This is a genomic window from Actinopolyspora lacussalsi (genome assembly GCA_030803735.1).
GTDB lineage: Bacteria > Actinomycetota > Actinomycetes > Mycobacteriales > Pseudonocardiaceae > Actinopolyspora > Actinopolyspora lacussalsi.
The window spans coordinates 60,401-73,652 of sequence record JAURUC010000001.1 but is presented as its reverse complement, the minus strand read 5'-3'; the positions used below and the strand labels follow the sequence as shown (position 1 = coordinate 73,652).

Below are 13,252 nucleotides of genomic sequence, written 5' to 3'. Positions count from 1 at the left end.
CGATCGTTGCCGCCCGTCGGCCCTCAACGGGACACCCTGCTCCACCCACCGACACCGGGAGTGTGGCCGCTGTCGTACTCGGTGGTCAGTATCCGAGGGGTTCGGGTCAGGTAGGGGTGGAACAACCGGAAGACCACGACAGCGGGCGCGTAGAGCGGCACGACCGCGGACAACGTGGCCGCCGTGACTCCGGCGCGGAACACGTCGGCAGGCAGCAACCGCGGATAGCGATCCACGAACCGACCGTTGGCGAGCGAGACCGCCCACAGCACGAACACGAAGCCGGCCATAGCACCCACCGCGATGATCACGGAGGGCTGGTACCCCAGCCGCTGCGATCCCAGCATGACAGCGATCCACCCCAACAACGCGGGCATCTGGCCACGCTCGGTGGTGGCCGCCCACAGCAGTCCGCCGAATACCGCGAGTACCACCCCGGCGCTCTCCCAGGCCCGTACCACCCGGCCACTCCAGGCGACGTCCGGAACACCGATCCGCTCCAACAGACCACGCCACACCTCCACGGCCGAGGGAGCGGCCTCCGGCGCCACGAACTGTCCACCGATCCAACACAACGTCCACACCGAGACCACGAACGCGGCCAGACATTGCCAGTACGGTCTGCTGCCCACGACACTGCACAACCTGAGTACTTCCCACCAGTGCGCCCGCACGAGGGTGACACCTCCGCCGATCGAATTCGCTGCACCACGCTGATCGTCACCGCCCGCGGGGCGTCGGGTCCATTGCCCGATCGGCGGCGTGTCCCGAACGCGTTGGGTAATCGGAACGGCAGTCTCCTGGTCCGGCCGAGCATGCCGGGGTGCACCGGCACGACCAGCCGCGCTCACCCCCGAGCTGATCCGCGCCCCGACCGGTCACATCACCGAGGGAATCGGGGCACAGTCCCGGTGCGAAGCACAGCGCCCGGTGACGGAATCGACTCCCGTACCGTCGACCAACCACATGTTCCCGGTAGTGGTCGACACCAACATCCGATCAGCGGCGTCCGTGGAGAGGCGTACGTCCTCGGTGGCATCGATCGGATGATCGAGCCTGAAGTGGACTCCACCACCGATCCGACTGCCCGTCGTCGGGTCGATCGTGGTGATGCGGACGGCCTCGGTCACGGCACACTCGTCGGGCCGAAGTACGGCGAGTCCGGTCGACGTCCACGCCGTCCGGAGCGGTCCGCACCCCACTTCGAAGGTGTCGAGCCGAGCGGCGCTGTCGCCACCCGCGGGAATCACCCGCAGCGTCGGCGGCTCGCTGCTCGCCCGATCGCGCACGACGAGCGCCAGGCGTCCCGACCGGTCGAGTGCCAGATCCCGCACCACCAGGCCGGTCGGCAACGTGATCCGCCGGGTGGTGTTCCCCGAAACCAGCGAGACCCGATTTCCGCTCGCCACCACGAGCCTGCCGTCGGCAGCGTCGATGGCGGTCACCTCGTCGCCAGGAACCACCCCACGCATCCGCCGAACCGTGCCGTCCGGGCCCAGCCGCGACACCCCGCCGTCGGCAGTGGCCGCGTAGACGTGCTCCTCGCCCCTGGCCAGCGCCGTGACGTCGATGTCCGGTCTGCCGAACTCGTGGTGCACCTCACCGGTTTCCAGCATCACGGAAACGAGGGTTCCGTCGGCGAGCTGAGTGACGTAGCTGTCCGGGGCCGTGCCGGTCGGTACCGTCGGGGGACTCCGGTCGACGACGAACACGAGTGTCAACAACAACGCGGCGGTGGTGGCGGCAACCGCTCCGGTAACCCCGAGGACCGTCCGCACTCCGGAACGCCTGCGACGTCCGGCCAGTACACGCGGCAGGGCCGTGGCGGACGGTTCCACATCGGCGACGAGCGCGTGCAGCCCATTACGCACCAGCTGCTCGTCGGAACTCCCGTCTGGGGCTGCGGTGTCCGACTCCGTCACACGCGCTCCCTCAGCAAACTCGACAATCGCGAGACCCCTCGGGAACAGTAGGCCTTGACCGCGCCCGGGGTCACTTTCATTATCTTCGCGGTGTAGGCCTCACTGAAGTCGGCGTAGTAACGCAGCACCACCGCTTCCCGCTGTCTGGGAGGCAGTCGGGCGATCGCGTCGGCCAGCACCGTGCGGTCGACACCGTGCACGCTCTCGTCCGGTCCGGACTCACGTTGTACCAGTCGGTGCTGATACTTCCGCGACACCTGCCGCCTGCGCAGCAGCGAACGGGACTTGTTGAGCACCGTCCGACGCAGGAAGGCCAACGCCTTGTCCCGGTCGCGCAGCCGAGCGCGGGAGTCGAACACACGCATGAACGCGTCCTGCACCACGTCCTCCGCGGCCGATCCGTCATCGACGAGCAGCACGGCCATACGCAGCAGTCCGGAGTAGTGCTCGTGGTAGAGATCGGCCAGTTCGGCGGTCGAGTCATCCATGTGGAGCGGCCCGTTCGACCGTGCGGCGGGGGCGACCTCGACCGAAGGACGTCGAAAGGAACGACACGCGAGTACGCCGTGCGGGTTCAACCGCGCGTAAAGCCTTTCGACCGATCACCACGACGCCCTCTACCACACTCGAAAAACGGCGAACCCGACACCACGTCGGAGTGACACTGTGATCTTACCCGTTCGGGGAATACTGTCCGACAGTTGTCAGTGTTTCCACCCGACGACAGGTGATGTGAGGTATATCCACGGATGCCCATCGTCATCCGGCACGACCTCTAGTTGGGAGAAGGGCGCGGTCCGGGCGCCCGGTGAATCGTATGAAGTTCGGTATCTCCACATTCGTCACGGACGAAGGAATAGACCCGGCGGAGCTTGGTGAGGCCGCCGAACTGCGTGGTTTCGACGCACTGTTCCTCGCCGAGCACAGCCACATCCCCACGAGCAGGAAAACGCCCTATCCCGGCGGCGGTGACCTGCCGAGGCACTACTACCGGACCCTGGATCCGTTCGTGTGCCTCACCGCCGCCGCCGTGAACACCAGGCACCTGCTGTTGGGAACCGGAATCGCGCTGATGATCCAGCGCGACCCGATCCACACCGCCAAGGAGACGGCCAGCCTGGACCGCGTCTCGGGAGGCAGGGCGATCCTGGGTGTGGGGGCCGGTTGGAACCGCGAGGAGATGCGCAATCACGGCACCGATCCGGCTCACCGTGGTGCGCTGATGGACGAACGCATCCGCGCCATCAGGGCGCTGTGGACACAGGAGGAGGCTGAGTTCCACGGCGATCACGTGGACATCGAGTCCTCGTACTTCCGGCCGAAACCGGTCCAGTCACCGCATCCCCCCATCTACGTCGGCGGGGAGAGCGAACGTTCGGTCGAACGCGTCGCCGAGTACGGCGGTGGCTGGCTCCCCCGATCGGGAGCCGAGAACCTGGCGAAACAGATCGAGCACGTCCGCGAACGCGCGGGATGGCGGGTTCCGGTGACGCTGTACTCGGCGCCCGACGATCCCGCGGCGATCGAACAACACGCCCACGCGGGCGTGGACCGGATCCTGTTCTACCTTCCCACCGAGCCCCGTGACACTACGTTGCGTTACCTGGACCAGTTCGCCGAATCGGCCAGGAAATCACAGCGGTAGCGGTGTCCGAGCACGCCGAACCGGCCCGCTCCGATCCACCGGACTCGGACGCGGAGCACGGTTCGGCATGCCCCAACGCTCCGATGAATTCCGAACAAAAACCTCAACGAGACTAAACCTCGTTTACCGAACGTCCGTACACGTCACACCGCCCGCACGAACCGGCACTCGCCGCAGTCCGCACAATTTTCGACTCTGCCGTGAACAAAAGCATCCTCGCAGCACAGTGGACACTAACCACCTCGGTCGAACCCGAAGGGCGGTCATCGGCGAGTTACGACGAATTGAACGACGACAGGCGGCACGACGAAAAGCCACCGATCGAACACGGTACGACGTAACGAGCTCACGCCACCCGCACTTCCACTGGACGGAAGCCCGCTGCCTCAATTCACCAACCGGGCTGAGAGGCTGAATCGAACGCAGCCTAGAAGGGGAGGTTGGAATGCGTACCCAGGTCGCGATCGTGGGAGCGGGTCCAGCGGGCATGCTGCTGTCTCATCTGTTGCACCTACAGGGAATCGAATCGATCGTGTTGGAGCGGCGCAGCCGCGAATACGTACAGCAACGGGTGCGTGCGGGAGTACTGGAACAGGGCACCGTCGACGTACTGCGGGAAGCGGATGTGGCCGAACGGCTGGACCGGCAGGGCCATCCGCACCACGGAGTGAACGTGCAGTTCGACGGGGAACGGTTGCGTATTCCGCTGTCCGAACTCACCGATGGGCGGAGCATCACCGTCTACGGTCAGCAGGAGGTCGTCAAGGATCTGGCTGATCGGCGTGAGCGTGACGGGGGCCAGGTCCACTACGAGGTCTCGGACGTCTCGATCGAGGGGCCCGACACCGAGCGGCCGCTCGTGCGGTTCACGGCGAACGACGGGACGAACCACGAGATCCGGTGTGACTTCGTGGTCGGTTGCGACGGTTTCCACGGCGTCTCCCGGAACACGATTCCGCGCACGGTCCGTACCGACTACGAGCGTGTCTACCCGTTCGGTTGGCTCGGGATCCTCGCGGAAGTCGCGCCCTCCAGCGAGGAACTGATCTACTCCAACCACGTCAACGGATTCGCCCTGCAGAGCCTGCGTTCACCGGAGCTGAGCAGGATGTACCTGCAGTGCGATCCCGACGATTCGATCGAGAACTGGTCCGACGAGCGGATCTGGGCCGAACTGCAGAACAGGCTGGGAGCGCCCGGCTGGGAACTGCGGGAAGGCCCCATCATCGACAAGAGCATCAGCGCGTTGCGCAGTTTCGTCACAGAGCCGATGAACTACGGCAGGCTGTTCCTGGCGGGCGACTCGGCACACATCGTACCCCCGACCGGCGCGAAGGGACTGAACCTCGCCGTGGCCGACGTGGCCCGGCTGGCGCGGGCCATGACCGACTTCTACAGCGGCAACGGCACCACCGGGCTCGACACCTACTCCGAGGACTGCCTGCGGCGCGTGTGGCGCGTGCAGCACTTCTCCTGGTGGATGACCTCGATGACCCACCGGTTCGACGGGCCGGACTCGGCCTTCGACCGGCGGCTGCAACGCTCGCAGTTCGACTATCTGCGGACCTCGAAAGCCGCGGCCACCACGCTGGCGGAGAACTACGTGGGGCTTGCCTCGGTCTGACGGCCACGGCGACGACCGCGGCCACCCGACGCCGGGCCGCGGTCACCGCTCGGCGGAAACGCCCGACCGAGCGGCTTCATCGGTCCCGCGACCACGCACCACTACCCGCACTTCGGACATTCGGGTGGTCCGCCCCCTTGCGGCGGGATGGTGGGACCACCGCACGTCGGACACATCGGTGACATAGCTCCTGCTCCCGACACACCTCCACACGGTTCACGACCACGAAGCTCCCGGTAAGGAACTCGATTTCGCGCCACCCCGATCCCGGGGAGGCGAGTACCGCGTCGCCCCGTGAAGCCGCGTGCCCGACGACATCCCGCCCGACACTGGACACGGGTGCACCGCCGGTGGCCTACGCGCCTCGGACCACTCCGCTCGACACACCGTGCTTCGCACGGGCTTTCCCCCTCACCGCTTCCTGCCGCACCCGGGCCACCGCTGTCGATCGACGACGTCCGCGTGGCAGGAGCGATATCGGTCGCCGGGACGGAAACCGTTCTCGGTTGAATCGGTACAGCATCCCGAAACGATGCCGACCATCGGGTATGTAACGCACGACACTCGCGGCGTGTTCACACCGCTCCCCCCGTTTCGATCTTATCCCCACCGCGACCTTTGACAGTCACATCCTTCGCCTGTCAGTATTTTCTTACACCTGGCAAAAAGTTCCAGCCGCCGAGGAGTGCGGAACGAAGTCCAGGACTGGGGCCGCGGGAACGAACCGAGACCGGCTGAACCTTCGATCGGAGTTCCGGGAGCTTTTCATGACCGATTCACGGGAGCATCGAGAAAGCGGCGGGCGGAGATGGCGGCCACTGCTGTTGTCCGGACGGCCTTGGGCGGCGACGCTCTACCTGTTGAGCTACTCCGTGGTCGGCACCCTGTTGTTCAGCCTGGTAATGACGAGCGTGTTGGTCGCCGCGGCCCTGAGCATCGTGTGGGTGGGACTCCCGCTGCTGGTAGCAGCGGCGGTGCTGATCCGGGGTTGCGCGGCGATCGAACGATGGCGCGCACTGCTGGTGACGGATTTCGTGCCGGCCGTTCACCGCACGGTTCACGGCCGTGGAATCATGGCACAGCTCCGAACGAGGTGGTCGGATCCGGCCACTCTTCGCGCCTGCGGCTACCTGATCCTGATGTACGTGCCGTTGCTGATACTGGACACCGCGGTCGTGGCACTCTGGTTGTCCGTCGTCGGAATGGTGACGGTTCCACTGTGGTTCTGGGCGATTCCGCAGAACGGTGGCCACGGAGTGATGATCGGCTACCGACCGGAGGCGCCCGACACCACGAGTTTCGCCTTCGGCGACGGCTCGTTCGGACTGTGGATAGGGGATCTGCCCACCGCCCTGCTCGCGGCCGCGTTGTTCCTGGTCCTGGCCTTCGTCCTCGCACACCTGGTAGTGGCTGTCGCCGGGGCGCACGGCAGAGTGGTGCGCTCGCTGCTGGGGCCACCCACCGATCCGCTGGAGACCGCCAGGCGGGCATTGGACGAACCCGGTCCGCTCCACGGCGGGATACCTTCGGAAGCCGGAAGCCGCGGTGGTCTCGAGAACCGATGAACGACATCCCCGTTCGGAGTACCCGCGAAGCAACGGGAAAATCGGTCCGACGAGAAACCGTCGGCGGGGGTGAAATCTGAACAGCGAGGAGCTGCTGAACTTCCTTTCCGCGGTGGGCCATTCCCACCGGCTGCGCATCATCGCCGCGCTTTCCAACGGTCGGGTACACGTGAGCGAGCTCGCCCGCAATCTCGGGCTGTCCCGGCCGTTGCTGTACATGCACCTCGACCGGCTGGAGAAGGCGGGACTGGTGCGCGGCCGACTGGAGCTCTCCCCCGACGGCAAGGCCATGAAGTATTTCGAACTCGTCGACTTCGGGCTACATCTGACACCGGAAACCGTCATAGCGGCTCTGGACGCCGACGAGCGGGAAACCAAGGACGAATGAAGGGATCGGAGCATGAGCGGCGCCGTGACTGCCATCCTGATCGTGCTGATCGCCGTCGGCGGACTCACGACAGGAGTCGTCACCTATTTCCGGCTGCAACGACACCGGGCCGACGCCGTGGCCATGGCGAACTACCGCAAGCTCGCCGAGGAGGCAGTGGCTCGCCAGGAGGCGGTGGAGAACCGGCTAAGGGAACTCGACTCCAGACTCATGGAGATCGAGCGGATGCTGCGCAGCATCGACTGAGCGGATTTCGGCCGAGCGCTCCGAGCTCCCCGCGTCGAATCGCGAAATCACCGAAACAACGGAAGGGGCTCCGATCACGGATCGAAGTGTGGCAAAGATGTGGGGACGATCTTGGTTGGATCTCCCCACGTCTCGCTGCGCTGGGATGTTGGTGGGACGGGTGGGACTTGAACCCACGACAAGACGAATTATGAGTTCGCTGCTCTGACCTGCTGAGCTACCGCCCCGTTACGGACGCTGCCGATCATACCGGCCACGTCCTCCAGTATGACCGCAGGGTCGGCCGGACGGTACCACCGGGACGAAAAGGGTCGGCGCACCACGGCGGTGCACCGACCCGGCGTTGTCGAACACTGGTCCGCTCACAGCGAGCCCGTTCTCAGCGAGCCCGTTCTCAGCGAGCGATGAAGGTCGCGATGTCGAATGATCCGGTCAGCTGGCCGACGACGACGATGCTGGCCAGCAGCGCCCCGACTCCAGCGACGGTCAGCACCGCGAGCATGACCAGGTAAACCATCGCTTTCAATGGTTTGGGCAGCCGCGTCACAGCCGAAAGATCCGGCATGGACAGCTGCCTAGGGTTCTTACCGATACCAGGTGCGGACATGATATCTCCCCCGTCCTCTGCGATCCCCTGTCATATTCCGCCGTCCCGGGGACGAAGAGCGGCGGAACCGCGTTGTGTATCAGCGGCAACGAATTCGATCGCGTTTTCAGCCTACCGAGGGCCGAAAATCGACCATGATCGCACTATGAAGCCTTGAGCTGCACAAACATGGAGTACGGCGTTTTCCGTACACTCCGATGATCGCCAACGGAGCATGGATCGTTACCGGAGCCTGACCTCGCCGACACCAAACCACACCTTCAGGTGAAATGTCGGTCTTGGCCGTTCAGGGACACCACGCGCCGGGACGGCACGCGGCTCCACCGGACCCAATGCGGCTCCACCGGACGCAGCGAAGCGGCTCGATGGCGCACTCGAAGAACCTCGGGCTTCGACTGCCGGTATCCGCTGCCATCGTACCGTGCGTGATCGGAACTATCGAGAAGATCGAACGGGTGATTCACGACAGCATTCCGAACGGACTCCCAATCCAGCCGCAATGTGTCGTGACGCACATTCGACGCGATACGCGGCAACATCGGGACGATCGACGAAAAAAGCCCGAATCCGGTGAACGGATCGGGCTTTACCTGCTCCCCCGGCTGGACTCGAACCAGCAACCTTTCGGTTAACAGCCGAATGCTCTGCCATTGAGCTACGGAGGAATGTTTTGTTTTCCGCAACGCCGTCGCGCTGACAACAACAACTCTAGCGCATACCGCGAAGCCTTCGAACACCCCCTCCCCCTTGTGCGGAAACACCTGGCCAGAAGCTCAATTTCGGTGAGCGACCAGGAAGATCCGCCGAAAGGGCAACCAGGTTGATCCGTCCGCGCGGGGCGGGTAGGCCTCCCGCAGCCGTGGGGCGAGTTCCGCGGTGAAACGCCGCCAACGGTGATCGTCGAGCAGGGCGTGGATCGGGCGCAGCGCGGTTCCGGCCAACCAGGCCAGGACGGGGTCCTCGCCGTGGAGCCGATGGACATAGGTCGTTTCCCAGGCGTCGATCGCCACGTCGAGATCGGCCAACGCCTCCGCGTACTCGACGGGTCCGGATACCCGGTTCGGATCACGCGGAACCTCCCCGATCTCGGATCGCCACTCCGGTTCCGCGGCGAGCTGGTAGCAGATCCGGTGCGCCGGAGCGGCGAAGTTACCGGGAAGCTGCATCCCGAAGCAGGCTCCCGGTGGGAGTCGGGACAGCCATCTCTCGACCAGTTCGAGATGGCCCGGAATCCAGTGCAACACCGCGTTGCAGACGACCACATCGGTATCGGATCTCGGCATCCACTCCCGGATGTCGGCGATCTCGGCGGGGACTCCGGACCGCACGGCGGCGGCGACCATCTCGGGCGAGGAGTCCAGTGCCTCCACCTCGGCGCCGGGCCAGCGCTCGGTCAGCAACGGGGTGAGGTTTCCCGCACCACACCCCAGATCGACCACGCGCCGCGCCGAGGGGATGAGCATTCTCGCGAGCAGATCGCGCATCGGTCGCTCACGCTGCTCGGCGAAAGCCAGATACGTTCCCGGGTTCCACATTCACGGCTCCGACCGAGAAGGAACAGTACGAACGTACTGTATCCACTCGCGCCGAGCCGCGAAACACCGAACGGCGGGGCTCACTCGCCGTTTTCGGCCACGCTCTCCAGCCGACGTGCCACTTCCCGCGTGTACTCGACCAGAGCGGCCTCGTCCGTCCCCGGATCGGCCCTTACCTGCAGTACCGTGCCGTCCCGCCCGGGAACACCGCGACGCACGAACCGCGCCCCGCCCACGTCGGGGAGTTCGCGGTACTGGGTGGATCGGATGGAGCGCGTCACCCTGCTGTGCACCACGTCCGGCAGCTTGCCCGCGGCGTTCAGTCGGAAATCACGACGAGGTCGGTCCCGGAGGAGCACCGCGCCGTCGACCCACTGCCACTCCTCGGCCTCGACGATCCCGATAACCCCGTCCTGCCAGCGCACATGGCTCAGCAGGTGCCAGCCGACCCGACGCGCACCGGATTCCTCCGGTAGCCACAGCCCGTGGTTGGTGGCCACCAGCGGCCCGTGCGTCCCGCTCGCGGTGGCCAGCACACGCTCCTCGCCCGCCAACTCGCCGTCGAACCCCGTGGGCAATTCGTGCGCACCGGTCAACAGCGCACGCACACGTCTGAGCAACGAAGTCATACGACACCGTCCGCGGCCTGTTGCTGCAACGATCTGTGATACTGCTCCAGCGCCACCAGGTCACCGAACAGCGCGTGGTATTCCTCGGCGTTCTCCAGCGGCGACAACCGCTGGACCCGCGACTTGATCTCGTCGATCTGGCGGGCCACCATCCGCTCGCGGAGCCTGGCGAGCACCCCACCCACGTAGCGGTGGTCCTGCTCGGACTTGGTATCCGGCGTCTCCACCGCGAGCTGGGAGAGCAGCCTGGTGGAACCCTCGTCGGGGCACTGCGTCCGCACCGCTTCCACCAGGATCGAGCCGGACAGCCCCGACTGGGTGCCGCCCGCCTTGAGCAGTGCGGTGTGCAGCTTCGCATAACCGGACTCGGTGAATGCCTCTTCCGGCAGCGAGTCGTACACCGGTCCCGCCAGGGCGGGCATCTGCAGCGCGGCCTTCAGGGCCTCCCGCTGCGACCAGCGCAGCTGATCGTGTCGTGGGGGACGTTCCGGCAACCGTTCCCCGGCCGGTTCCGACTCGGGGTCGGCACGCCGCTGCTTCTTCCCCCGACGGTTCCCGTTCGCGGTCTCGCCGGAGTACTCCCGCACCCGGCGTACCACCTGGTTCTCGTCGTTCCAACCGGTCCAGCCGGAGAGCTGCACGGCGTAGCCGTCCCTGCTCGCGGGATCCTTGATACGCGCCACCAGCGGTACGGTGCGCCGGAGCGCGGCGACCCGGCCGTCCACCGAGTCGAGGTCGTAGCCGTCGAGCAGGCTGCGGATGGCGAACTCGAAGAGCGGACGTCGCCGCGCGACCAGATCACGCACCGCGGCGTCCCCGCCGCGCTGTCGCAACTCGCAGGGGTCCTCCCCTCCCGGTGTGATGGCGACATAGGTCTGCGCGGCGAACCGCTGCTCGCCGTCGAACGCCTTCAGCGCCGCGTTCTGTCCCGCCTCGTCACCGTCGAAGGTGTAGATGACCTCTCCGCGGAAGGTGTCGTCGTCCATCATCAGCCGACGCAGCACGGAGATGTGCTCGTCACCGAAGGCGGTGCCGCAGGAGGCGACAGCCGTGGGAACCCCGGCGAGGTGCATCGCCATCACGTCCGTGTAGCCCTCCACCACCACGGTCTGGTGGCGCTTGGCTATCTCGCGTTTCGCGAGGTCGATGCCGAACAGCACCTGTGACTTGTTGAAGATCGGGGTGGCGGGGGTGTTGATGTACTTGGCCTCGATCGGATCGTCGTCGAAGATCCGCCGCGCCCCGAAGCCGACCACATCGCCACCGAGATCCTTCAACGGCCAGAGCAACCGGCGGTGGAACCGATCCATGGGGCCGTGCCTGCCTTCCCTGGACAGCCCCGCCTTGTAGAGCTCCTCGGCCTCGAATCCCTGGTTGAGTAGGTACTTGGTCAACCGGTCCCAGCCGCTCGGGGCGAAACCGCAGCCGAATCTGGTGGCCGCTTCCTCTCCGAACCTCCGTTCGGTGAGGAACTCGCGGGCCTGGCGCGCCTCCTCGGAACGCAGCCGCTCGGCGTAGAAGGCGGCCGCGAGTCGGTTGGCCTCCACGAGCCGGACTCTGGTGCCGGGTTCGCGACGACTCGTCGGGTTGCCGTCCTCGTAGCGCAGTCTTACGCCGGAACGGTCCGCGAGCCGCTCCACCGACTCGACGAAACCGAGGTGCTCGGTCTTCATCAGGAAGGCGATGACATCGCCGCCCTCACCGCATCCGAAGCAGTGGAAGGTCCCGTGATTGGCGCGCACGTTGAAGGAGGGAGTCTTCTCGTCGTGGAACGGGCACAGCCCCTTGAACGCGTCCCCGCCGGAACGGCGCAACGCGACGTACTCACCGACGACATCGTCGATCCGGTTGCTCTCGCGTACTTCGGCGATGTCGCTTTCCCGGATTCGTCCCGCCACGAGCCCAGTCTAGATGCACGCGCTCACGGGAGAGGTGACGGTCGCGTCGCACCGGGATGATGCGACGTTCGACAGCGGCTCGAACCGTCTGGTGTCGCCCGCACCCCGGTCGGCCTCGGCGGCACGGCGCACAACCGAAAAGGTTTCTCAGCAGGGCAACAGTGGATTGTTCGGGCACAATCGCGGTGTGCGATCGGTGGAGGAAGCTTTCACTGCGGAGTCGGGCAGTCGGCACGCGCGGCTGCTCGGTCTCGCCTATCGACTCACCGGCAGCATCACCGACGCGGAGGCGGTGCTGCGGCAGGCGCGCGTGCGGTTCGCCGGAGGCGGAGACGTGGCGGACTCGCCCGCTCACTGCCCGGAGGACGGGCTGAGCGGCGCGGTGGGGGAACTGGCGGTGGATCGTGCGCTGTCGGGGGCGGCGCGCCGGGAGCACTACGTCGGCCCGTGGCTGCCCGAACCGATAGTCACGCTGGAAGTACCGGCACGAACCACGGACCCGCTGGAGCGGATCACCCGCGCCGAGGACGTGCGCATGGCGGCGTTGCGGGTACTGCAGCAACTCACTCCGGAACAACGGATCGCACTGGTGCTGCACGAGAACTTCGAGGTTCCGTTCGAGGAGATAGCCGGAATGCTCGGCTGCACGGCCACGACCGCCGGGCAGTACGCCTCCCGCGCACGGCGAGTCATGAACGAGGCACGGCCACCCCGCCGCGTGCCCGCCACCGAGCAGCACGAACTCGTCGAGGCGATGCTCGCCGCGCTCGCGTCGGGGGACGAGTGGCGGCTGGCACGGTTGCTTCACCCGCACGTGAGCGTGCACGGCGACAGCGACGGCAAGGCCCGCACCGCGTTGCGACCGGTCCACGGGCGGGACAAGGTAACCCGTTTCCTGCTCAGCCTGATGCGCAAGTACCCGTCCCCCACTCCGTCGAACGTTCGATCGGTACTGGTCAACGGGGATCCGGGGTTGCTGCTTCCCGGAACCTCTAGCGGGGACGTCTTCCGCGATTCGGCGGCGGTGCGCGTGGTGGGGTTCGCCGTACGCGACGGGTGTGTCGCGGAGATCCACGACATCGTCAACCCGGACAAACTGACCAGGATCTCGTGCTCGCCCCCTACGGCTGAGCCGCTGTCGGCGGTCGAAACCGGCGGGATGAGCGAGTCACGCCGGAGTTGGTGAGGCCCCC

Annotated in this window: 13 protein-coding genes and 2 tRNA genes; 6 read left to right on the top strand and 9 right to left on the bottom strand. The window is 66.1% G+C overall.

Annotated elements, in window-relative coordinates; translation table 11 throughout:
* Window positions 1-23: 23 nt before the first annotated feature.
* The 3 genes from J2S53_RS00355 to J2S53_RS00345 form a co-directional block, all read right to left on the bottom strand.
* Complete coding sequence (locus tag J2S53_RS00355; protein WP_456239265.1) at window positions 24-674, bottom strand: hypothetical protein; 651 nt, start codon at window positions 672-674, stop codon at window positions 24-26.
* A gap of 204 nt (window positions 675-878) precedes the next feature.
* On the bottom strand, window positions 879-1,922 hold the full coding sequence (locus tag J2S53_RS00350) for a hypothetical protein (protein ID WP_456239264.1): 1,044 nt from the start codon (window positions 1,920-1,922) through the stop codon (window positions 879-881).
* Window positions 1,919-2,410 (bottom strand): SigE family RNA polymerase sigma factor, encoded by a 492-nt coding sequence (locus tag J2S53_RS00345; protein WP_456239263.1) that lies wholly within the window; start codon window positions 2,408-2,410, stop codon window positions 1,919-1,921. Before J2S53_RS00345 ends, J2S53_RS00350 begins: the two co-directional genes overlap by 4 nt.
* A gap of 329 nt (window positions 2,411-2,739) precedes the next feature.
* Here J2S53_RS00345 and J2S53_RS00340 point away from each other — a divergent pair, with 329 nt between their 5' ends.
* The 5 genes from J2S53_RS00340 (at window position 2,740) to J2S53_RS00320 (ending at window position 7,390) form a co-directional block, all read left to right on the top strand.
* Window positions 2,740-3,567 carry an LLM class F420-dependent oxidoreductase gene (locus J2S53_RS00340; protein ID WP_456239262.1) on the top strand — a complete coding sequence of 276 codons (828 nt, stop codon included), beginning with the start codon at window positions 2,740-2,742 and terminating at the stop codon, window positions 3,565-3,567.
* 445 nt (window positions 3,568-4,012) lie between these two features.
* Window positions 4,013-5,191 (top strand): 4-hydroxybenzoate 3-monooxygenase, encoded by a 1,179-nt coding sequence (gene pobA / locus J2S53_RS00335; RefSeq protein WP_130466728.1) that lies wholly within the window; start codon window positions 4,013-4,015, stop codon window positions 5,189-5,191.
* Between the two features lie 767 nt (window positions 5,192-5,958).
* On the top strand, window positions 5,959-6,756 hold the full coding sequence (locus J2S53_RS00330; RefSeq protein WP_456239261.1) for a sensor domain-containing protein: 798 nt from the start codon (window positions 5,959-5,961) through the stop codon (window positions 6,754-6,756).
* A 112-nt stretch (window positions 6,757-6,868) separates the two neighbouring features.
* The gene (locus J2S53_RS00325) at window positions 6,869-7,144 is read left to right on the top strand and encodes an ArsR/SmtB family transcription factor (RefSeq protein WP_207227181.1); all 276 of its coding nucleotides are present in this window, start codon (window positions 6,869-6,871) and stop codon (window positions 7,142-7,144) included.
* A 12-nt stretch (window positions 7,145-7,156) separates the two neighbouring features.
* Complete coding sequence (locus J2S53_RS00320) at window positions 7,157-7,390, top strand: hypothetical protein (RefSeq protein WP_456239260.1); 234 nt, start codon at window positions 7,157-7,159, stop codon at window positions 7,388-7,390.
* A 149-nt stretch (window positions 7,391-7,539) separates the two neighbouring features.
* Here J2S53_RS00320 and J2S53_RS00315 read toward each other — a convergent pair.
* The 6 genes from J2S53_RS00315 to dnaG form a co-directional block, all read right to left on the bottom strand.
* A tRNA-Ile gene (locus J2S53_RS00315) sits at window positions 7,540-7,617 on the bottom strand.
* A gap of 167 nt (window positions 7,618-7,784) precedes the next feature.
* The gene (locus J2S53_RS00310; RefSeq protein WP_092975383.1) at window positions 7,785-7,997 is read right to left on the bottom strand and encodes a hypothetical protein; all 213 of its coding nucleotides are present in this window, start codon (window positions 7,995-7,997) and stop codon (window positions 7,785-7,787) included.
* Between the two features lie 593 nt (window positions 7,998-8,590).
* A tRNA-Asn gene (locus J2S53_RS00305) sits at window positions 8,591-8,662 on the bottom strand.
* A 108-nt stretch (window positions 8,663-8,770) separates the two neighbouring features.
* Window positions 8,771-9,532, bottom strand: a complete 762-nt coding sequence (locus J2S53_RS00300; protein ID WP_456239259.1) for a trans-aconitate 2-methyltransferase — start codon at window positions 9,530-9,532, stop codon at window positions 8,771-8,773.
* A gap of 80 nt (window positions 9,533-9,612) precedes the next feature.
* The gene (locus J2S53_RS00295; protein ID WP_456239258.1) at window positions 9,613-10,161 is read right to left on the bottom strand and encodes a hypothetical protein; all 549 of its coding nucleotides are present in this window, start codon (window positions 10,159-10,161) and stop codon (window positions 9,613-9,615) included.
* Entirely contained in the window at window positions 10,158-12,059 is a 1,902-nt protein-coding gene (dnaG, locus tag J2S53_RS00290) for a DNA primase (protein WP_456239257.1), read from the bottom strand. The genes J2S53_RS00295 and dnaG overlap by 4 nt, the downstream gene beginning before the upstream one ends.
* Before the next feature lie 187 nt (window positions 12,060-12,246).
* On the opposite strand from dnaG, the gene sigJ reads away from it, so the two are divergent.
* Window positions 12,247-13,245: an RNA polymerase sigma factor SigJ gene (gene sigJ / locus J2S53_RS00285; RefSeq protein ID WP_456239256.1), complete on the top strand. Its 999-nt coding sequence runs from the start codon at window positions 12,247-12,249 to the stop codon at window positions 13,243-13,245.
* Window positions 13,246-13,252 lie beyond the last annotated feature (7 nt).

Coding starts and splice junctions, on each gene's coding strand:
- J2S53_RS00320 (WP_456239260.1), top strand. CDS start 7,157: ATGAGCGGCGCCGTGACTGCCATCCTGATCGTGCTGATCGCCGTCGGC.
- J2S53_RS00330 (WP_456239261.1), top strand. CDS start 5,959: ATGACCGATTCACGGGAGCATCGAGAAAGCGGCGGGCGGAGATGGCGG.
- J2S53_RS00310 (WP_092975383.1), bottom strand. CDS start 7,997: ATGTCCGCACCTGGTATCGGTAAGAACCCTAGGCAGCTGTCCATGCCG.
- J2S53_RS00345 (WP_456239263.1), bottom strand. CDS start 2,410: ATGGATGACTCGACCGCCGAACTGGCCGATCTCTACCACGAGCACTAC.
- J2S53_RS00340 (WP_456239262.1), top strand. CDS start 2,740: ATGAAGTTCGGTATCTCCACATTCGTCACGGACGAAGGAATAGACCCG.
- J2S53_RS00295 (WP_456239258.1), bottom strand. CDS start 10,161: ATGACTTCGTTGCTCAGACGTGTGCGTGCGCTGTTGACCGGTGCGCAC.
- J2S53_RS00300 (WP_456239259.1), bottom strand. CDS start 9,532: ATGTGGAACCCGGGAACGTATCTGGCTTTCGCCGAGCAGCGTGAGCGA.
- pobA (WP_130466728.1), top strand. CDS start 4,013: ATGCGTACCCAGGTCGCGATCGTGGGAGCGGGTCCAGCGGGCATGCTG.